Source organism: Brevibacterium atlanticum (genome assembly GCF_011617245.1).
In the GTDB taxonomy this organism is placed as follows: Bacteria; Actinomycetota; Actinomycetes; order Actinomycetales; family Brevibacteriaceae; genus Brevibacterium; species Brevibacterium atlanticum.
Genome location: NZ_CP050152.1, coordinates 2056887 through 2077271, shown reverse-complemented (window position 1 = coordinate 2077271; position 20385 = coordinate 2056887). Strand labels below are relative to the sequence as shown.

17 protein-coding genes and 1 pseudogene are annotated in these 20385 nt (G+C 64.3%); 9 read left to right on the top strand and 9 right to left on the bottom strand.

Annotated features, from left to right (window positions below):
* The first annotated feature begins 36 nt into the window (after positions 1 to 36).
* From ctaE to qcrB, 4 genes are read left to right on the top strand one after another with little or no spacing between them, the layout of a single operon-like run.
* Positions 37 to 711, top strand: coding sequence for an aa3-type cytochrome oxidase subunit III (gene ctaE, locus GUY23_RS09275; RefSeq protein ID WP_456061969.1), 675 nt, complete (start codon positions 37 to 39; stop codon positions 709 to 711).
* Positions 712 to 768: 57 nt separating this feature from the next.
* Positions 769 to 1554 carry a cytochrome bc1 complex diheme cytochrome c subunit gene (gene qcrC, locus GUY23_RS09270; protein ID WP_166971684.1) on the top strand — a complete coding sequence of 262 codons (786 nt, stop codon included), beginning with the start codon at positions 769 to 771 and terminating at the stop codon, positions 1552 to 1554.
* A 49-nt stretch (positions 1555 to 1603) separates the two neighbouring features.
* On the top strand, positions 1604 to 2647 hold the full coding sequence (qcrA, locus tag GUY23_RS09265) for a cytochrome bc1 complex Rieske iron-sulfur subunit (RefSeq protein WP_166971682.1): 1044 nt from the start codon (positions 1604 to 1606) through the stop codon (positions 2645 to 2647).
* Positions 2644 to 4272, top strand: coding sequence for a cytochrome bc1 complex cytochrome b subunit (gene qcrB, locus GUY23_RS09260; RefSeq protein ID WP_166971680.1), 1629 nt, complete (start codon positions 2644 to 2646; stop codon positions 4270 to 4272). Before qcrA ends, qcrB begins: the two co-directional genes overlap by 4 nt.
* 424 nt (positions 4273 to 4696) lie before the next feature.
* On the opposite strand, the gene GUY23_RS09255 is transcribed toward qcrB, so the two are convergent.
* From GUY23_RS09255 to GUY23_RS09225, 7 genes and pseudogenes are all read right to left on the bottom strand, one after another.
* Positions 4697 to 4870, bottom strand: coding sequence for a hypothetical protein (locus tag GUY23_RS09255; protein WP_166971678.1), 174 nt, complete (start codon positions 4868 to 4870; stop codon positions 4697 to 4699).
* A gap of 712 nt (positions 4871 to 5582) precedes the next feature.
* Entirely contained in the window at positions 5583 to 5984 is a 402-nt protein-coding gene (locus GUY23_RS09250; RefSeq protein WP_166971676.1) for a cytochrome c oxidase subunit 4, read from the bottom strand.
* Positions 5981 to 7675 (bottom strand): annotated as a pseudogene (gene ctaD, locus GUY23_RS09245) (aa3-type cytochrome oxidase subunit I). Before ctaD ends, GUY23_RS09250 begins: the two are co-directional and overlap by 4 nt.
* On the bottom strand, positions 7672 to 8544 hold the full coding sequence (gene ctaC, locus GUY23_RS09240) for an aa3-type cytochrome oxidase subunit II (RefSeq protein ID WP_166971674.1): 873 nt from the start codon (positions 8542 to 8544) through the stop codon (positions 7672 to 7674). Before ctaC ends, ctaD begins: the two are co-directional and overlap by 4 nt.
* Before the next feature lie 110 nt (positions 8545 to 8654).
* Entirely contained in the window at positions 8655 to 9395 is a 741-nt protein-coding gene (locus GUY23_RS09235) for a leucyl/phenylalanyl-tRNA--protein transferase (protein ID WP_166971672.1), read from the bottom strand.
* A gap of 33 nt (positions 9396 to 9428) precedes the next feature.
* A complete protein-coding gene (locus tag GUY23_RS09230; RefSeq protein ID WP_166971670.1) occupies positions 9429 to 9782 on the bottom strand; it encodes a HesB/IscA family protein in 354 nt (117 codons plus the stop codon).
* 78 nt (positions 9783 to 9860) lie between these two features.
* Positions 9861 to 11237 carry a dipeptidase gene (locus tag GUY23_RS09225; RefSeq protein ID WP_166971668.1) on the bottom strand — a complete coding sequence of 459 codons (1377 nt, stop codon included), beginning with the start codon at positions 11235 to 11237 and terminating at the stop codon, positions 9861 to 9863.
* Between GUY23_RS09225 and GUY23_RS09220 the strand changes: the two genes are divergently transcribed.
* The gene (locus GUY23_RS09220) at positions 11204 to 11872 is read left to right on the top strand and encodes a DUF3043 domain-containing protein (RefSeq protein WP_323127161.1); all 669 of its coding nucleotides are present in this window, start codon (positions 11204 to 11206) and stop codon (positions 11870 to 11872) included. The two genes, GUY23_RS09225 and GUY23_RS09220, sit on opposite strands and share 34 nt — an antisense overlap.
* Here the strand turns inward: GUY23_RS09220 and GUY23_RS09215 are convergent.
* The gene (locus tag GUY23_RS09215; RefSeq protein ID WP_166971664.1) at positions 11847 to 12953 is read right to left on the bottom strand and encodes a quinone-dependent dihydroorotate dehydrogenase; all 1107 of its coding nucleotides are present in this window, start codon (positions 12951 to 12953) and stop codon (positions 11847 to 11849) included. The genes GUY23_RS09220 and GUY23_RS09215 overlap by 26 nt on opposite strands.
* 144 nt (positions 12954 to 13097) lie before the next feature.
* Between GUY23_RS09215 and GUY23_RS09210 the strand changes: the two genes are divergently transcribed.
* From GUY23_RS09210 to sucB, 3 genes are all read left to right on the top strand, one after another.
* Positions 13098 to 14573 carry a leucyl aminopeptidase gene (locus tag GUY23_RS09210; protein ID WP_166971663.1) on the top strand — a complete coding sequence of 492 codons (1476 nt, stop codon included), beginning with the start codon at positions 13098 to 13100 and terminating at the stop codon, positions 14571 to 14573.
* Positions 14574 to 14725: 152 nt separating this feature from the next.
* Entirely contained in the window at positions 14726 to 16114 is a 1389-nt protein-coding gene (gene lpdA / locus GUY23_RS09205) for a dihydrolipoyl dehydrogenase (RefSeq protein WP_166971661.1), read from the top strand.
* A gap of 21 nt (positions 16115 to 16135) precedes the next feature.
* A complete protein-coding gene (gene sucB / locus GUY23_RS09200) occupies positions 16136 to 17992 on the top strand; it encodes a 2-oxoglutarate dehydrogenase, E2 component, dihydrolipoamide succinyltransferase (RefSeq protein ID WP_166971659.1) in 1857 nt (618 codons plus the stop codon).
* A 69-nt stretch (positions 17993 to 18061) separates the two neighbouring features.
* On the opposite strand, the gene GUY23_RS09195 is transcribed toward sucB, so the two are convergent.
* Complete coding sequence (locus tag GUY23_RS09195; RefSeq protein WP_166971657.1) at positions 18062 to 19588, bottom strand: hypothetical protein; 1527 nt, start codon at positions 19586 to 19588, stop codon at positions 18062 to 18064.
* 157 nt (positions 19589 to 19745) lie between these two features.
* Here GUY23_RS09195 and lipB point away from each other — a divergent pair, with 157 nt between their 5' ends.
* Positions 19746 to 20384 carry a lipoyl(octanoyl) transferase LipB gene (gene lipB, locus GUY23_RS09190; RefSeq protein ID WP_166971655.1) on the top strand — a complete coding sequence of 213 codons (639 nt, stop codon included), beginning with the start codon at positions 19746 to 19748 and terminating at the stop codon, positions 20382 to 20384.
* Position 20385: the final 1 nt, after the last annotated feature.

Here is a 20385-nt window from a genome sequence, read left to right as displayed (position 1 = left end):
CGTGTAGAAATTTCTTTCCCGAAACCTGGGTAAAAGATGAAAACTCACCCCCAGACGGGTAATAATGGGGGTGTGTCAACTGCCACTGCATCTCAGACAGCGCCAGCGCATCCGGTTGTCAATCGTCCGAATGTGACCACGGTGGGCTTCATCGTGTTCCTCGCGAGCGACCTGATGTTCTTTGCCGCGCTCTTCGCCATGTACTTCACCATTCGATCCGTCGTACCGGAGCTGTGGGAGACGAGGACCGAGATCCTCGACATCCCGTACGCGCTGGGCAACACGATCATCCTGGTGTCGTCTTCGTTCACCTGCCAGCTCGGTGTGTTCGCCGCCGAACGGTTCCGTCCCCGGCGGACCGGATCCCTGTTCAACATCTCCAAATGGGGAATGGTCGAGTGGTTCTACCTCACCTTCCTCCTCGGGGCGATCTTCGTCTCCGGTCAGGTCATGGAGTACGCGACCCTCGTCAGCGAGGGAATCGCCATCAACTCCGACGGATACGGCTCCGTCTTCTATCTGACGACAGGGTTCCACGGCATCCACGTGACCATCGGCCTCATCTGCTTCCTGCTCGTCATCGGGCGTTCCTACGGAGCGAAGAAGTTCGGTCACCACGAAGCCACATTCGCGATCTGCGTGTCGTACTACTGGCACTTCGTCGATGTCGTCTGGATCGGCCTCTTCGGCGTCATCTACCTGCTGCAATAGCCGGTCTGAGATGCTCGGCCCCCACGACTCACAACACTTCAAGCAAAGGACGATCAAGTGAAGCTTCTAGCAGATCGCCGCAGACATCCCATGGCGCTGGTGGCGCTTCTTCTCGTGGGACTGCTGCTGACCGGCGGAGCCTATGCACTCTTCACGCAGACTTCGAGCGCCAAGGCCGACACAGCCAGCGCATCGGACATCAAAGAGGGTAAGAAGCTCTTCCAGGCCAACTGCGCCACCTGCCACGGCATGAACGCCGAAGGCTCGAAGGCTGGACCCGGCCTCATCGGCGTCGGCGCCGCGGCAGTCGACTTCCAGGTCGGCACCGGACGTATGCCCCTGCAGGCCAACGGTCCGCAGGCGCGCGTCAAGGAACCGCAGTTCGACGACGAGCAGACCTCGCAGCTGGCCGCCTACGTCGCTTCACTCGGTCCCGGGCCCGCAGTACCCGAGGACGAGTACCTCGATGCATCGAAGGGCGATCCCGCAGCCGGCGGCGGACTCTTCCGCACCAACTGCGCGATGTGCCACAACGTGGTCGGTGCCGGCGGTGCGCTGACACGCGGCAAGTACGCACCGAACCTCTCCGAGGTCTCGGAGAAGCACCTCTACGAAGCGATGCAGACCGGCCCGCAGAACATGCCGATCTTCAACGACGCGAACCTGACACCTGACGACAAGCGCGATGTCATCGCCTACGTCAGGGAGGTCTCGGAGAACCCCTCCCCCGGCGGATTCAAGCTCGGATCGCTGGGACCTGTGGCAGAGGGTCTGTTCATCTGGTTCTTCGGTCTCGCAGCCGTCATCGGAATGACAGTGTGGCTGTCATCCAGGGCGAAGTGAGCCCGGCCGTGTCGTTCACCATCCATCACGAGAATAGACGGGGAATTCAATGACCTCGAAAGAGCACTCCGGCGGCGGCAGCCAGCTCGAGGAGTTGAACGGGTTCACCAACCCGGGTCTGCCCGAGCACAAGCCGCGCTTGACCGATGCGGATCCGCGGGCCCAGAAGGTCGCCGAACGACAGGTCGCAGGATGGTTCGTCCTGTCGATGATCGGAACCATCTGGTTCATCGTCGCCTACTTCCTCTTCTCCCCCGGCGAGTCGATGCGCAGCATCCGTCTGCACACCATGTTCGTCGGCCTCGGTGCCGCTGTCGCAATGTTCTCCATCGGCTTCGGCGCAGTGCTGTGGGCGAAGAACCTCATGAGCGATCACGAGGGCGTCGACGAACGTCACGACATCGGCGGCAGCGAAGAGGATCAGGCGATCGCGCTCGAGATCCTCCACCAGGCCAAAGAGGAGTCCGGCATCGCCCGGCGTCCGCTCCTGCGCAACACGCTCATCGCCGCGCTGGCCATCGCTCCACTGCCCGCGGTCCTCGTCTTCCGCGACCTCGGACCCCTGCCCGGCGACAAGATGTTCAACACGCTGTGGTCGAAGGGCACCCGCCTCATCCGCGACGTGGGCGGCATCCCCTCGGTCGATTCGGAACGTCCGATCAAGGCCGACGAGGTGACCATCGGATCCGCTTATCACGTTCTGCCTTCGGGTATCGGCGATGAAGAGGCGAGTGAGCACCCGCTCAACGAGAAGGCGAAGGCCGCCGTTCTGCTCATGCGCATCGATCCGAAGGAACTCAAGGAGGACCCGGACCGCAAGGACTGGTCCCACGACGGAATCGTCGCCTATTCGAAGATCTGCACCCACGTCGGCTGCCCGGTGGCCCTGTACGAGCACCAGACCCACCACCTGCTGTGCCCGTGCCATCAGTCGACCTTCGACGTGACCGAACACTGCAAGGTCATCTTCGGACCGGCCAAACGACCGCTTCCTCAGCTGCCCATCACCGTGGACAGCGAAGGCTACCTGGTTGCCCAGTCGGACTTCCCTGAGCCTGTCGGACCTACGTTCTGGGAGATCAACCACCCATGAGTACTTCAACGCCAACCACCACCATCGGGAAGGCAGCGAACTTCGCCGAGACCCGCGTCGGGGCTTCGGTCCTGGTGCGTGAGTTCGGTCGCAAGATCTTCCCGTCTCATTGGTCCTTCATGCTCGGTGAGGTCGCTCTCTACAGCTTCATCATCGTCGTCCTCTCCGGAACGTTCCTCACCTTCTTCTTCCAGCCCGCTATGGGCGAGCTGCACTACGAAGGTCCCTGGCTGCCTCTGCGCGGTGTGGAGATCTCCGAGGCCTACGACTCGACGCTGCGCATCTCGATGGAGATCCGCGGCGGCCTGTTCATCCGTCAGATGCATCACTGGGGAGCCCTGCTCTTCGTCGCAGCGCTGAGCATCCATATGCTGCGTGTGTTCTTCACCGGAGCATTCCGCCGTCCGCGCGAGCTCAACTGGGTCGTCGGTGTCCTCCTGGTCATCATGGGGATGGCCGCCGGCTTCACCGGCTACTCGCTGCCGGATGACCTGCTCTCGGGCAACGGCCTGCGAATCATCGACGGAATCCTCAAGTCGCTGCCTCTGGTCGGCACCTACATCTCGTTCTTCCTCTTCGGAGGAGAGTTCCCCGGCATCGACATCGTGGCGCGTCTCTACACGCTCCACATCATGATCGTGCCCGCTCTGCTCATCGCGCTCATCGGCATCCACCTCGTGTTCGTGGTCGTGCACAAGCACACCCAGTACCCCGGCGCCGGTCACACCGAGAAGAACGTTGTCGGCGAGCCCGTCCTCCCGACGTTCGCGGCCAAAGGCGGTGGATTCTTCTTCCTCATCTTCGGCCTGCTCTCGCTGATCTCGGCACTGTTCACGATCAACCCGATCTGGAACTACGGGCCCTACGACCCGTCGCCGGTGTCTGCAGGTACCCAGCCTGACTGGTACATCGGTTGGGCCGACGGATTCCTGCGCATCGTGCCCGGCTGGTTCGAGTTCTACATCTTCGGATGGCCGATCTCGTTGAACATCAACAGCGCCGTGGTCGTCATGGGCGGCGTCTTCCTTGTGATGTTCGTCTACCCGTTCTTCGAGGCCTGGCTGCTCAAGGACAACCGTGAGCACCACATCCTCGACCGGCCGCGCAACAATCCGACTCGTACCGCCATCGGTGTCGCAGGAATCATCTTCTACTGCAACATGTGGGCTGCGGCATCGGGTGACATCATCGCCGTGTTCTTCCAGATGTCGCTCAACGATATGATCTACATCTTCCGCACGGTGTTCTTCCTCGGACCGATCATCGGCTACATCATCACCAAACGGATGTGCATCGCTCTGCAGCGCAAGGATCGTGAGGTCGCACTGCACGGCCGCGAGACCGCGCAGATCATCCGCCTCCCCCACGGTGAGTTCCTCGAACGTCACGAGGCTCTGCCCCCGCACAAGCTGTGGAAGCTCACCGCATTCGAGTCACCGGAATACAAGCCCGCGGAACCGAATGCCGAGGGCACGGTGACGAAATCGGAGAAGCTGCGCGCACGTCTGTCGCGGTTCTTCTTCGAAGATCGTGTGGCGCCGGTGACGAAACAGGAGCTCGAGGCATCGCATCATGACCATCACGATGCCGTCGAAGGTTCGGACAACAAGCAGCTCGGTCACTGACCGGCCGCAGTCGACACCTCAGAGGGGCTCAGCAGTTCATACTGCTGAGTCCCTCGTGGCATTCATCCGTCTGCTTAGGATTCCGGCCGAGTAAGGAATACGCCTGCCACAAACCTCGGGCGCACCGGCTGACGGACGATAGCGCTCAGACGTGCCCGGCACCAGTGACGGCCAGGGTTCGCGGGTCCGTTTGTCGGCCAGGATTGGCGGGGCGGGTTGTCGACCAAGGTTCACGGGTCTGGTTATCGGCCCGGGTCGACGGGCTGCCGCTGACTCGGCGGCCAACGAGCTCAGCCTCGACCTCCCTGGAGCCTGAGATGCGCTGCGCATGATTGTTCGGGCGATCCACCGTGGTTTTCTCAGTCAGAACGCGGCGGAATGACCGAACAATTCGCTGGGGACAGGACGCGGGCGCGTTTCGCGCTCACAGCTCCGGCTGCAGAGGCTCTCCAGCGGGGAGTTCTGACGCGATCATCTGTGAGGAATAGGCCATGTGGGTGATGAGCCCCCAGCGGGAGTCGGCAACCTCGCCCACCGCGAACAGTTCCCAGTCGTTGAGCAGCGGGGTGAGCACGAAGGACAGATGAGTGCCGCTCATGAACGGCAGTTCGTAGAGATCAGTTCTGTCGACAACGGCCCTCCGCACCGGAGTGTCATCACCGTTCGGCGGATACGCAGATTCACATCGTCAACCGCGCGGCACCACCGCGCCTACCGACGCATGTTCACCACCGGTACACTTGGGACCGGTCTCGTTACTGAGCCATCAGCTGGCGCGCTCTCTCGACAGTGCGCCGCTGAGCGCAAGGCTGCTCGAGCGGCTCATCATCGGACAAGCCGAGCCTCGCGCGACTCTCCCCCGCCGTCTGAGCATCGCCTCACCACGCTGCGTCACCGTCGTCTCGGTCCGTGGTGGGCGCTGGTCAGCAGATCCAGAGCACGCATTGCCATGACTGCGCACGTACTCTGAGTCATTGAGAAGCCTCAGGCGAAACGCTCTGGAACACTCCTGCGGCCCTTGGGCACCCACCACGCTGCGCGCAGCAGACGGCCCCGCGTACCCGGTGGACCATTCGCACAGGCAGCACAGGCAGCAACGGCACCGGCAGCACCTGCCCGCCGTTCGTGTCCAAGGGCGAGCGTGCACGAGCTTAGCGTGCACACGCGCACGTGCCGTATACAGCCAACCGCCGTACATAGCACAGTGGCCCGGACTCACAGTGAGTCCGGGCCACAGAGGCTGTCCGACTTCGTCAGGCGGGTGAACAGGTCACCTGAACCAACGGTGCGGCGTCATGCTTCGTTGGTGATCAGTGGGCGAAGTCCCCGCGATCATGTTCGTAGGACAGTCCCACGAGAGCCACGAGGCCGAGCACCGCGCCGAAGGGGAAGATCCACCATCCCATTGCGATTCCGTAGAACGCAACGGCACCGGCGCCCGCACAGACGATCGGCCACCAGCTCCACGGGCTGAAGAACCCGTAGTCGGCATCGGCATCGGAGATCTCGGCATCGTCGTTGTCCTGAGGCTGGACACCGACGCGACGGTCCGTCAGCCAGAGGTAGACACCGATCATCAGGGCCATCGCGCCGACCAGGAGCAGCGCCGGGAATCCGACGAGCTCCGTGAAGTCGGTGAAGAACCCGTAGAACACGCCTACCGCGATGAAGAAGATTCCGCAGAGGTTGAAGACGTAGATCGATGACTTCATTTGGCGCTGTCTCCTGTGAGCTGGGGTTCTGCCTGTCCGTGTCCGCTGTACTCAAGCAGCTCGGGGTGGTTGAGGTCGAACGCAGGACGTTCGGAGCGGATCCGCGGCAGCGAGGTGAAGTTGTGACGCGGGGGCGGGCACGAGGTGGCCCATTCGAGCGACGCTCCGTAGCCACGGATCGTCGACGGTCACCTTCGGAGCGTTGCGGGCGGTGATCCAGACGTTCCAGAAGAACGGAACCATGGACAGACCCAGCAGCAGCGATCCGACTGTCGACACCTGGTTCATCCAAGTGAACCCGTCCTGAGGGAGGTAGTCGGCGTAGCGACGGGGCATGCCGTCGACACCGAGCCAGTGCTGGACGAGGAAGGTGCCATGGAAGCCGATGAACAGCATCCAGAAGTGGATGTGGCCGAGCTTCTCGTTGAGCATCTTTCCCGTCCACTTCGGCCACCAGAAGTAGAATCCGGCGAACATCGCGAACACGACGGTGCCGAAGACGACGTAGTGGAAGTGAGCGACGACGAAGTAGGTGTCGGACACCGACTGGTCGAGCGCCGGGCTGGCCAGGATGACGCCGGTGAGACCACCGAAGAGGAAGGTGGCGAGGAAGCCGATCGACCACACGATCGGCGTCTCGAACGTGATCGAGCCTCTCCACATCGTTCCGATCCAGTTGAAGAACTTCACACCGGTCGGGATGGCGATGAGCATCGTCATGAACGCGAAGAACGGCAGCGCCACGACCCCGGTGACATACATGTGGTGGGCCCACACGGTCACGGACAGGGCGGCAATCGTGATCGTCGCGAATACGAGCTCCTTGTAGCCGAACACCGGCTTGCGGCTGAACACAGGGAAGATCTCGGTGACGATGCCGAAGAACGGCAGAGCGATGACGTAGACCTCAGGGTGTCCGAAGAACCAGAACAGATGCTGCCAGAGCACCGGTCCTCCGTTGCCTGGACTGAACACATGCGAACCGAGGATCCGGTCTGCACCGAGGACCAGCAGAGCCGCAGCCAGCGGCTGGAAGGCCATGAGGACGAGGATGCCGGTGACGAGCACGTTCCAGCTGAAGATCGGCATCCGGAACATGGTCATGCCCGGCGCGCGCATCGTGATGATCGTGGTGATGAAGTTGACCGAGCCGAGGATGGTGCCGAAGCCCTGCAGAGCGAGTCCGAGGACCCAGAGGTTGCCACCGGCACCGGGTGTGAACGTCGTATTGCTCAATGGCGCATAGGCCGTCCATCCGAATGACGCGGCACCTTGCGGGGTGAGGAAGCCGGAGATGGCGACGAGGCTGCCGAAGAGATACATCCAGAATGCGAAGGCGTTCAGACGTGGGAACGCCACATCCGGCGCACCGATCTGCAAAGGCATGATGACGTTGGCGAATCCAGCGAACAGCGGGGTGGCGAACATCAGCAGCAATGAGAGTGCCGTGCATGGTGAACAGCTGGTTGTACTGTTCCTTCGTCTCCACGATCTGCATACCGGGCTCGAAGAGCTCGAGGCGGATGATGAGCGCCATCACGCCGCCGACGCAGAAGAAGAAGAACGAACCGATGAGGTACATGTACCCGATCGTCTTATGGTCCGTCGACGTGATCCAGTCGACGATGATCTTGCCCTTGCTCCGCGGAACCGGGAGCGTCAAGAGCCGCCTGATCCATCGTGGCGGTCATTTCTCAGCACCTTCTTTCGGGTACCAGTTGCGATCGTACTCCGGTCCCAGCTGTCCTGTGTTGCCCTGATCGGCAAGCGACTTGGTGTAGTCGGCGAATTCTTCCTTCGACACGACCTTGACGTTGAAGAGCATCTCCGAGTGGTATTCACCGCACAGCTCGGCGCACTTGCCGACGTACTCGCCTTCCTTCTCGGCGCGCAGATGCAGGCTCTGGTCGTGGCCGGGGATCATATCGCGCTTCTCGAGGAAGGCGGGAACCCAGAAGGAGTGGATGACGTCGCGGGAGTGCAGGCGGATCTCCAGGTCGGTGTCGACCGGGAGGTAGAGGACCGGTGCGGTCTTCTCGGGAGCTTCCGTGCCGTCGAGCTCGACCTGCTTGCCGGCGTAGTAGACGTCCTCGGTCTCGTAGTTGAAGTCCCAGGCCCACTGCTTCGCAGCGACCTCGATGACCTGCTCGCCGGGAGTCGTATCATCGGTCGTCTTCTCCATGACCTGGACGTTCTGGAAGAAGAAGCCCAGCACGAGGACGACCGGGGTCACGGTGAACAGGATCTCGATGGGCATGCTGTAGCGCATCTGCACCGGCAGGCCGCGGTCGTGCTTGCGACGGCGGTAGGCGACCATGGCCCAGAGGATGAGACCCCAGACGATCAGGCCGACGATGAGCAGCGCGATCCAGGCACCGTTCCACAGCGAAGTGTAGGCCTCGGTGTGGTTCGTCGCACCCTTGGATTCGACGGGGTAGAAGCCTGAGGCGATCTGCTCTTTCGTGCAACCCGATAGCAACGCCGGTATCAACACGGCGCTCAGAATGCCGAGCCGCTTCGCCCAGGACCGCTGCGGTCCTGACTGATTCGGAGAATCCACGTGCAGCCTTTCACAACGTTCTTTCGTCTCTGGTCAGGCCGAGAGACGCGTACTTACTCTGTCACACGTAAGACTACCGCTACACGCGGTAGAAATTCACCTGCGGATGTTCATTTGTTGAGAATACGCTGACAGAGATCGCCCCGGAGCGCGGAATCTAGCCGTGCGGAGTACTCCAGGCCGCCGATCTCCGACACGCCGAGGCTCTCGAGATGTGATGTCTGCCACTGGGTGTCGATGATCCACGGTTGCTCGGAGAAGGGCGAATCCGCCAAGGTGAGGCCGTGGATCCCGAGTTCAGCCGGGCGACCGTCGGTGTCCGCCGAATCGTCCTCAGAGGCACTCACCGGAGCCCCGGACCCGCCCTCGTCGGAGTCGAAGAGCGAGACGAGATGGGCCAGGGCCGCCTTCGAGGCGTCCCGGCGGAGGTGGAACATCGATTCGCCGGCGAAGAAGGATCCGATCGCCACCCCGTAGAGGCCGCCGACGAGGTCGTCGTCGTCCCAGACTTCGACCGAGTGCGCCCACCCGTCGCGGTGCAGACCGAGGTAGAGGGCGATGATCTCCTCGGTGATCCAGCTGCCGGACCGGCTCGGGTCGCCGCAGGCCCGGATGACCTGTTCGAAGGCCCGATCGGTGCTGAAGGTGAAGTGCTTCATCGACTTGCGCAGACTCTTCGTCACACGCAGGTCGCCAGGCAGCAGCACGCCGCGTCGTCGCGGTGCCCACCACCCCATCCGGCCGGTCCCCCCGTCACCGACGCCCATCGGGAAGAGACCGGCCCGATACGAAAGAAGGACCTGGGGCTGCGTGGCCGTGTACGACACGGCACGCAGATCCTCCAGGTCCATCCGTCTCAGTCCAGTGCGATCAGCGCGAGCCGATCAGTGGAACGAGTCGCCGCAGGCACAGGACCCGCCGGCGTTGGGGTTATCGATCGTGAAGCCCTGCTTCTCGATGGTGTCCGAGAAGTCGATGGTCGATCCGTTGAGGTAGGGCACGCTCATCCGATCGACGATGACCTCGACGCCGCCGAAATCCCTTACGGCGTCACCGTCGAGGTAGCGCTCGTCGAAATAGAGCTGGTAGATCAGTCCGGAGCATCCGCCCGGCTGGACGGCCACACGCAGGCGCAGGTCGTCGCGACCCTCCTGCTCGAGCAGGCTGCGCACCTTGTCGGCAGCGGTCGCCGACAGCTCGACCTCGTGAGTGGCCTCGGCATTTTCAGTCACAGTCATGGTTACTCCTTCTCACGTTCCTGTCCCCAGGCTACACCGCGCACAACGCCTGCGCCGAGAACCCTATTCCCGATCACGTCACCGATTCTCGCCGAGGCGCTGCAGCAGCAGCGCCTCGGCGACGATCGCGGCCCGGAAGTCCGGCAGGTAGAGCGACTCGTTCGCGCTGTGCGCCCGGGCATCGGGATCTTCGACACCGGTGACCAGGATCGACGCGCCGGGGAACACCTCGAGCAGATCAGCGATGAACGGGATCGACCCGCCGATGCCCATCTCCACGGATTCGGTGCCCCACGCGTCGCTGAGCGCCTGTCGCGCGGTCTGGACGACGGGATCCGAGTCGTCGGCGCGCCAGGGACTGCCGCCCTCGGTGTCGCCGATGCTCAGCTGAGCCCCGAACGGCAGGTTCGCCCGCAGATGCTCTTCCACGGCCCTGACCGCCGAGGCGGGGGTGTCCCCCGGCGCCAGACGGATCGAGAGCTTGGCCCGCAGCGATGACTGCAGCGTGTTCGATGACACCGCGACGTCGGGGATATCGAGGCCGATGACGGTGATCGACGGCTGCGTCCACAGGCGAGAAGCCAGGGTGCCGGCACCGATGAGCTCGGTGGATTCGAGGACTCCGGAATCGGTGCGCAGGGTCGCTTCGTCGTAGTCGATGGCGGATTCGGGTTCGGAGTGGAGTCCGGCGACCGCCACCGAGCCGTTCTCATCGTGGAGGCTGGCCAGCACCTTCGTCATCGCCAGCATCGCGTCGGGTGCAACGCCGCCGTACATGCCTGAATGCACCGCGTGGTCGAGGGTGGAGATCTCGAATTCGACCGCGCACATCCCTCGCAGACTCGTCGTCAAGGCCGGCGTCCCGGCCGCCCAGTTCCCGGAATCGGCGACGACGATGACATCGGAACGCAGACGATCGCGGTAGGTCTCGAGGAAGTTCCGGAAACTCGGGCTGCCGGCTTCCTCTTCGCCTTCGAAGAACAGAGTGACACCCACACCGAGGCGGTCTGCCAGCAGCCGCAGCGCCGTGAGATGGACCATGATGCCCGCCTTGTCATCGGCGGCGCCGCGCCCGAAGAGGCGATCCCCCTTCCGCGTGGCGACGAACGGTTCGGTGTCCCAGTCCTCGGCGCGACCGGGAGGCTGCACATCGTGATGGGCGTAGAGAAGCACCGTCGGAGCCCCTTCCGGGGCGGGGATCTGGGCGACGACGGCCGGGTAGCCGGGGGTGCCGTCCTCCTGCTCGGCGGTGAGGATGTCGACGTCGAGGCCGAGGCCCCGCGCCAAGCCGGCGACCGCCTCGGCGCTGGCGGTGACCTGGGCGGGGTCGAAGCTGGGCCAGGCCACGGAGGGGATGGCCACGAGGTCAGTGAGATCGGTCAGGACGTCATCGAAGATGGCGTCCAATTCGGCATGCAGTTGTGCACTGTTCAGTGCTGGAGTCGATTCGGTCATTCTCCAAAGGTAGTATTCATCAGGTGTTCGGAAGTAGAAAATCTCACGCGGAAGACGAATCCTCCGCCTCTCAGCCAGCCCATGACGAGACCCCCGCGGACGCCGCAGCACGGCGCGAAGCGGAGCAGAAGAAAGGGCGGCCGACGCCCAAGCGCAGCCAACAGGAGTCGGCGCGCCGCCAGCCTCTGGTGAATAAGGATCGCAAGGTGGCGAACCAGAAGGCCAAGGAACAACAGCGCAAGGAACGCGATCGTGCGCGCATCGGAATGATGAACGGTGAGGAGAAGTACCTCACCCGCCGCGACAAGGGACCCCAGCGTCGCTATGTCCGCGACTACATCGACGCCCGGTTCTCGATCGGCGAGATCTTCATCCCGGCGGCGATCCTCATCCTCGTCATCGCCTTCACCCAGACGGTGCAGATTCAGCAGTACTTCACCTACGCTGTCTGGGGTCTCATCGCGCTCATCGTCCTCGACGGATTCGTGCTCAACTACATCCTCAAGAACCGGCTGCGGTCCAAGTTCGGTTCGGTCGAACGGGGCATCACCTTCTACGCGATCATGCGCAGCATCCAGCTGCGTCCGCTGCGCATGCCCAAACCGCAGGTCAAGCGCCGCCAGTACCCCGAGTGAGCAGTCGGCTCGACTCGAGGCCGCGGATGACGCGGCCGGGGAAGAACGGACCGGAGTAGATCATCTCCGAATAGACCTGAACCAGATCGGCGCCCGCGGCCACTCGTGCCCGGGCGTCTTTCGCGTCCGCGACTCCCCCGACGGAGATGACCGTGAGCGCGTCCCCGACCCGGCCCTTGACCAGGCGCAGCACCTCAAGAGAGCGCTCGGCCAGAGGCCGACCGGAGATCCCGCCGGCCTGGTCGGTCGCGAAATGCTCCTCGGTCCCGGTGAGGACAGAGCGGTCGATCGTCGTGTTCGTCGTAATGAGACCGTCGATGCCCGCCCTCATCGCAAGATCGCAGATCTCGAGGACATCGTCGTCGGCGAGGTCCGGAGCGATCTTGACCAGCAGCGGGACATGACCCAGCTGAGAACGGGGCTGCTCGACCACCTCGGCGGCCGTCTCCCGGACCGCGGCGATGATCGGTTCGAGACTGGAGACCGACTGCAGATCCCGCAGTCCCGGCGTATTGGGTGAGCTGACATTGATGACGAGGTAGTCGGCCAGCGGAGCCAGAGCTCGCGTCGATGCCGCGTAGTCGCTGACGGCATCGGAGGCGTCGACGACCTTCGTCTTGCCGATGTTGACGCCGACGATCGGGCGCAGCCGCTGCGGCAGCGCCGCGATCCTCTCCCGCTGCTCGGCGATGTTGAACGACGCCTGCCTGGCTCCGTCGTTGTTGAAGCCCATCCGATTGAGCAGGGCGAGGTTGTCGCGCAGCCGGAACAGCCGCGGTCTGTCATTGCCCGGCTGCGCATGGGCCGTGATCGTGCCGACCTCGATGTGTCCGAAACCGAGTGCCGAGAGCGCACGGACCCCGACGCCGTTCTTGTCGAATCCGGCGGCCAGACCGATCCGGTTGGGGAAGGGCAGCCCGAGGACCTCGACAGGATGGACCGCCGACCGGGCGCAGACGAAGCGCACCAGCCGGCCGAGGAGCGGCACGGAGTCGAGGATGCGCAGGGCGGTGAATGAGAGGTGATGGGCGCGCTCGGCGTCCATCGGCACGAAGAGGAGCCTGAAGATCAATGAGTACACGGTCCCAGACTATGTCAGAGACGGCACTGGAGATGTCAGCGGTGGTCGGCCCGGGGCGTCGCTTCTCCGCCGCATCACGCATCCTCTCCGGTTTGGCATTAGGATCGAATCGACGTTCGACGACGATTGACCGAAAGGGAACTCATGGCTGGTGCATCCACCCCAAGCAGCTACTCAACGATCTCACCGGTGAAGGCCACCGCCTCGGTGCTGGTGATCGGGGTTGCGGATTCGTCCGTGCTCGGACTCGACGGCGCGAAGGCGGTGCGGACCGGCCTTGACGACACGGTGAGGGCTATCGGCTTCACCGGCTCGGCAGGAGCGACCGCCCGCATTCCCGCTCCCAAGGGCGTCTCCGCCGGATCGGTTCTGCTTGTCGGCCTGGGTGAGTTCGACCCCGCCGGCGAGGACGCTGCAGCCGCCCATGAAGCTCTGCGGCGCGCCGCCGGTGCCGCTCTGCGCACCCTCGACGGAGCCGAATCGATCGCCGTCGCCCTTCCGGCCGCCTCTCCCGACGACGTCGAGGCGGTGGCTGTGGGCGCGGGCCTCGGCGCTTACCGGTTCCTCGATTACCGCAGCGAGGGCAAGGTCCCCGGAGTGGTCTCCGTCATCGGGCCCAAGGGCAAGTCGTTCTCTGCCGCTCATGATTCCGGGGTCATCATCGCCGCGGCGACCAACCGTGCCCGCGACCTCGTCAACACTCCCCCGCTCGACCTCTACCCCGAGTCCTATGCCGAGATCGTCAAGTCGCAGGCCAAGGACCGCAGGCTCAAGGTCACTGTGCTCGGTGAGAAGGAGCTCGCGGCCGGCGGCTACGGGGGAATCATCGGCGTCGGGCAGGGCTCGACCCGCGGACCCCGCCTGGTCAAGGTCGAATACGCTCCGAAGGGAGCCAAGCGTCACCTCAGCTTCGTCGGCAAGGGCATCACCTTCGACTCGGGCGGCATCTCGCTCAAGCCTGCCAAGAGCATGGAGGACATGAAGTCCGATATGGCCGGCTCCGCCGCCGTGCTCCAGGCGCTGTTCGGAATCTCCGACCTCAGCCTGCCCGTCAGGGTCACCGCGTGGCTGCCGTTGGCCGAGAACATGCCCGGCTCCTCGGCGCAGCGACCCAGCGACGTGCTGACGATGCGCAGCGGCAAGCGCGTCGAAGTCACCAACACCGATGCCGAAGGCCGCCTCGTCCTCGCCGATGCCCTCACCGACGCCGATGCGGACAAGCCCGACCTCCTCATCGACGTGGCCACACTGACCGGTGCCCAGATCGTCGCGCTCGGCGAACGCACGTCCGGAGTGATGGGCACCGCGGCCGCCCGGGAGGACGTCATCGCCGCCGCCGCGACGGTCGGAGAGAACATGTGGGCGATGCCGATCCCGGAGGAGATGCTCTCGGGCTTCGACTCCACGGCTGCCGATCTCACGAACTCCGGTCCCCGTCCCGGCGGCATGCTCGCCGCCGCGGCCTTCCTCCGCGAGTTCGTCGGCAAAGACACGAAGTGGGCACACATCGACATCGCGGGACCGAGCTTCAACGGCTCCGCTCCCTTCGGCTACACCCCGAAGGCGGCCACCGGCGCGGCGGTCCGGACCCTCATCCAGATCGCGAAGACGGTCGACTGACCGCCTGATTCTACACGTTGTCGAAACCGAGGTGATGATGACCACCTGTGGCCAATCAGACAGCGTTTGCTTTCGCCCCAGGCGAGAAAAGTGGAAAGATAAGACAGAAAGCTGCGTACCGCAGGCTTATTCACAGCTACGAGGAGTAATCCGTGAGTGACTCATTGACCTACGACCTTGTCGTTCTGGGAGGCGGAACCGGTGGCTATGCCGCTGCGCTGCGCGCCGCAGAGCTGGACATGAAGGTCGCTTTGATCGAACGCGACAAGGTTGGCGGCACCTGCCTGCACCGTGGTTGCGTTCCCACGAAGGCGCTTCTGCATGCCGCTGAGGTTGCCGACTCCGCCAAGAGCTCAGAGACCTTCGGCGTCGAAGCCGAGTTCAAGGGCATCGACATCAAGAAGGTGCTCGAGTACAAGGACGGGGTCATCACCCGCAACTACAAGGGTCTGCAGGGTCTGGTCAAGGCTCGCGGAATCGACACCTACTTCGGCACCGGAAAGCTGACCGGCAAAGACACCGTCGAGGTCACCGGTGAGGACGGCAACCACACCGTCCAGGGCACCAACGTGCTCCTGTCGACCGGTTCGACCTCGAAGACCATCGGCCTCGAGATCACCGACCGCGTGATCACCAGCACTGAGGCCCTCCAGCTGGACAAGGTGCCGAAGTCGGCGATCGTCCTCGGCGGCGGCGTCATCGGCGTCGAGTTCGCCAGTGTCTGGAACTCCTTCGGCGCCGACGTCACCATCGTCGAAGGCCTCAAGCATCTCGTGGCCAACGAGGACGAGACGATCTCGAAGAACCTCGAGCGCGCCTTCAAGAAGCGCAAGATCGGCTTCAAGCTCGGCGTCATGTTCAAGGGCGTCGAAGAGACCGCCGACGGAGTCAAGGTCACCCTCGAAGACGGCTCGACCCTCGAAGCCGAGTACCTCCTCGTGGCAGTCGGCCGCGGCCCCGTCACCGAAGGCTTCGGATTCGAAGAGCAGGGCATCCCGATGGAACGCGGATTCGTCCTCGCCGACGAACGCCTCCACACAGGCGTCGGCAACATCTACGCCTGCGGTGACATCGTCCCCGGACTGCAGCTGGCCCACCGCGCCTTCGGGCAGGGCATCTTCATCGCCGAGGAGATCGCCGGACTCAACCCGGTGCCCGTCCTCGAATCGGGCATCCCCCGAGTCACCTACTGCGAGCCTGAGATCTTCTCCGTCGGACTCTCCTCTGCTCAGGCCGAAGAGAAGTACGGCAAGGATCAGGTCGAGTCGCTCGAGTACAACCTCGGCGGCAACGGCAAGTCGGTGATCCTCAACACCTCCGGGCTGATCAAGGTCATCCGCGAGAAGGACGGCCCGGTCGTCGGCGTCCACGGCATCGGCGCCCGACTGAGCGAACAGGCCGGTGAGGCGCAGCTCATCGTCAACTGGGAAGCATTCCCCGAGGAGGTGGCACAGCTCATCCACGCCCACCCCACGCAGAACGAAGCCCTCGGCGAGGCCCACCTGGCTCTGGCCGGCAAACCCCTGCACTTCCACTCATAAGATCCGAGGAGACGAATACTCATGTCGAATTCCGTTCAGATGCCGGCTCTCGGAGAGTCGGTCACCGAGGGCACAGTCACCCGCTGGCTCAAATCCGTCGGCGACGAGGTCGAGGTCGACGAGCCGCTGCTCGAGGTCTCGACCGATAAGGTCGACACCGAGATCCCCAGCCCCTACGCGGGAACCCTGGAGAAGATCCTCGCCGACGAAGACGATGTCGTCGAGGTCGGCGGAGATCTCGCCTACATCGGTGACGGCAGCGGAGAGTCCTCGAGCGACGACGCCCCTGCCGAAGAGTCCGCCGAGGCTCCGGCGGAGGATCCAGCGCCGGCCGAGGAACCCGCACCCGCCGAGGAGTCCGCGCCGGCCGAGGATTCGGCGGCCGCACCCGCCGAAGAGCCTGCAGCGGCCGCACCGTCGTCAGCAGGGTCGGGCGAGGGCACCGAAGTCACGATGCCTGCGCTCGGCGAATCCGTCACCGAAGGCACCGTGACCCGCTGGCTCAAGGAAGTCGGTGAAGAGATCGAGGTCGACGAACCCCTCCTCGAGGTCTCGACCGACAAGGTCGACACCGAAGTTCCCTCGCCCGTCGCCGGAACCGTCCAGGCACACCTTGCCGAAGAGGACGAGACCGTCGAGGTCGGTGCCCCGCTGGCACGCATCGGCTCCGGCGCTCCCGCCGAGGACGCCCCCGCCGAAGCCCCGCAGGACGAAGCACCGGCTGCCGAAGCACCGAAGCAGGAGGAAGCTCCCGCCGAGGCACCGAAGCAGGAAGCGCCTGCTCAGGAAGCTCCGAAGCAGGAATCGGCTCCCAAGCCTGCTCAGACCGAGTCAGCGCAGTCGGCATCCTCCGCTCAGGCCGAGGAACCCGTCGAGGCTGCCGCCGCACCGGCACAGTCCGGATCGGCACAGTCCGCTGCGGACACGGTCGGCGAGAACGCCGCCTACGTCACCCCGCTCGTGCGCCGCCTGGCACGTGAGAAGGGTGTCGACCTCTCGCAGGTCTCCGGCACCGGCGTCGGCGGCCGCATCCGCAAGCAGGACGTCGAATCGGCTGCCAAGAACGCTCCGGCCGCGGCTCCCGCTGCCGCAGGTGCTCCTGCCGGAGCTCCGCAGGCACCGTTCAAGGTCGAGATCCCCGAGGAGGCTGCGAAGCTGCGCGGCACCACGGAGAAGGCCTCGCGGATCCGTCAGACCATCGCGAAGCGCATGAGCGAATCGCTCGACGTCTCGGCTCAGCTGACTCAGGTCATCGAGGTCGACATGTCCCGTGTCGTCAAGCTGCGCAAGGCCAACAAGGATGCGTTCGCGGCCAAGCACGGTTCGAAGCTGACCTATCTGCCCTTCTTCGCGAAGGCGATCGTCGAGGCTCTGCAGGTTCACCCGAAGGTCAACGCTCAGTATGACCTCGAGTCACAGCAGATCACCTACTTCGACCACGAGCACCTGGCCGTCGCGGTGGATACTCCGCGTGGTCTGCTGGTGCCGGTGATCAAGGATGCAGGTGACCTCAGCGTCGCCGGCCTGTCCAAGGCCATCGACGATGTCGCTGACCGGACCCGCAACAACAAGATCATGCCCGACGAGCTCTCGGGCGGCACGTTCACGGTGACCAACATCGGTTCCGTAGGTGCGCTGTTCGACACTCCGATCATCAACCAGCCGCAGATGGGCATCCTCGGCACGGGCGCCATCGTCCGCCGCCCGATCGTTGTCAAGACGGCGGACGGAGACGAGTCCATCGCCATCCGCGACATGGTGTATCTGCCGTTGACCTACAACCATCAGCTGGTCGACGGTGCCGATGCGGGACGCTTCCTGCAGACGATCAAGGCGCGTCTGGAAGAGGGTAACTTCGAGGCCGATCTCGACCTCTGAGCCGCACTCCTTCCGCACCCGACCGAGGGGCCGATCATCCGTGATCGGCCCCTCGGCCCATTCATCCCCTCATTCGCTCCCGGTCTCGGCGACCTTCGCGACGCGCCAACGACCGTCGGCGAGCCGGAGTTCGAACTCGACTGCCCGGGCCTCGAACTGTTCCTCGGTCTCGCCGGTTCCGGCACTCGAGCGCATCCGTGCACGAGCGACGATCTTCTCGGCCGCAGTCGTCACGACAGTGATGTCCTCGACCTCGATGGTGTAGTCCTGCCCGGCGAAGACTGATTCGTCGACGAGTTCATCGGCGGCTGCGGCAGCCGAACCCGGCACTGTCAGCAGCCGCAGTGCCTCGCTGTCGCCGTCGCTGAGCGCCTCGGCCCGCGCAGAGCAGAGATCCTTGAGCACCCGGGTCGCCTCGTTCTCGCTCGGAGTCGAGCCATCGGCTGACTCTCCGTTCTCCTCCGAAGCCGGGTTCTCGGGCTCATCGGCGTCGGTCGTGGCCCGAGGGCCGTTCGGATCCTCGCTCCCCTGCGCAGCGTTCGGCTCATCATTCATCGCTTCGGCACCCGGTCGCGAGCCCCAGACGATGAGGCCGCCGAGAACGGTCAGGCACACGGCACCGGCGATCAGCCACCTGCCCGTCAGCACGCCGCGCAGACCGCCGATACGCTCGCACATGCCTCCGAAGTGACCGCGCCGTATTCGACCGGAGCGCTTTCGCGCGCTTCTGCGCCCGTCTTCTCGCCTGTGCCCACCACGGCTGGCAGCCCGCAGGGTCACCGCGGGATCTCTGCCACCTGGAGTCGCAGTACCGTCACGGTCATGCTGACCGGAAGGCACCGAGGCGGGCGCGCGCATGGGCCCCTCAAGCGTGAGTCCCTCGTTCGCGTGTCTCCCGGGCGGGTGGCCCGCCGCCACGCGCAGGCGCGCTGTCAGAGCCGCTTCCGGGTCCGAATCCCGCTCTGCCGGCACGAGCGGAAGTGCGGCCGGCCGCGCCAGCATACGCATCGCCTCGGCGACCTCGTCGAGAGCTGCCGCCATGCCGCTTCCCGCGGTCAGTGCGGAATCAGGCGGCAGATCGGCCAGGAGCTCACTGACCACCGAACGCAGGGCCGGCGATGACTCGGCCAGGGCGAGATTGACCGGCATCAGGCACTCGGCCCACGCGCGGCCGCATGCCGCGTGATAGAGCATCTCCCCCAGCGCGCGCCGCGGAGTGCTCGGCACCGCAGCTGCGACGCCGGGGATGAGGGCGGGTCGCCCCTCGGCGTCGAGGGCGAACGCGGCAAGCGTGAGGCGCTGCTCGGCGGATTCGACATCCCGGAGCGAGGCGACGATGCCGAGGAAGAGGGTGCACAGCTCCGGGTCCGACAAGCCCTGATACGTCCGGACTGCGTCGAGGACCAACCCTCCTGGGAAGGCGGGCACGATGAGAAGGGAACGCGGCCCGATCGGCAGCTCCACCTCGGCGATGGGCAGGGACGGGTTCCGTTCTTCGTCGAATCCGCGATTCTCGACTCCCCACGCAGGCTCGCCGTTCGGTCCGGTCACCCGATGGACGACGTCCGAGATCGTCGTTTGGAACTCCCATGTCATTGTTCGTCATCTCCGTTGATGCGTCCGGATGTCGTTTACTATCATTTAATAGTGATTGCGGATCCCTTTCGTGTCAAGGGTTACGTCGTGTGGGAAGGTGTCGAGGGTCATCTTTCGGCAGATTGAACCCGCGTCAGAAGAGTCATAGTGTGGAGTCATGCCCCTGGCCACAGAAACGCTCGGGTTCGCTCCGGTCCTCGCGGACTATCGGCAGACCTGGGAGATGCAGAAGAGATATCACGACGAAGTGCTCGCAGGTGAACGGGAATCGACGATCCTGCTGCTCGAGCATTCCCCGGTCTACACGGCCGGAAAGCGCACCGAGGATCACGAGCGGCCCAACGACGGCACCGAAGTCATCGATGTGGACCGCGGCGGCAAGATCACCTGGCACGGACCCGGTCAGCTCGTCGCCTACTTCATATACAGACTCAACGACCCCAAAGAGGTCCGACTCTTCGTCTCTCAGCTCGAGGATGCGATGATCACCCTGCTCGCCGAATACGGTATCGATGCCACGACGGTCGAGGGCCGCGCTGGGGTCTGGCTCCTCGGGGACGGGCTCCGCCGCGACCGCAAGATCGGCGCCATCGGGATCCGCATCCACGAGGGGGTCACGATGCACGGCCTGGCACTCAACTGCAGCAACGAACTCGGCGCCTATGACAACATCATCCCCTGCGGCATCGCCGACGCCGACACCACTTCGATCAGTGCCGAACTCGGAAAGACGGTGACGCCGGAGGACACGGCCGCTCGTCTCGACGAGATCCTGCACGAGACCATCACCGCCTAGG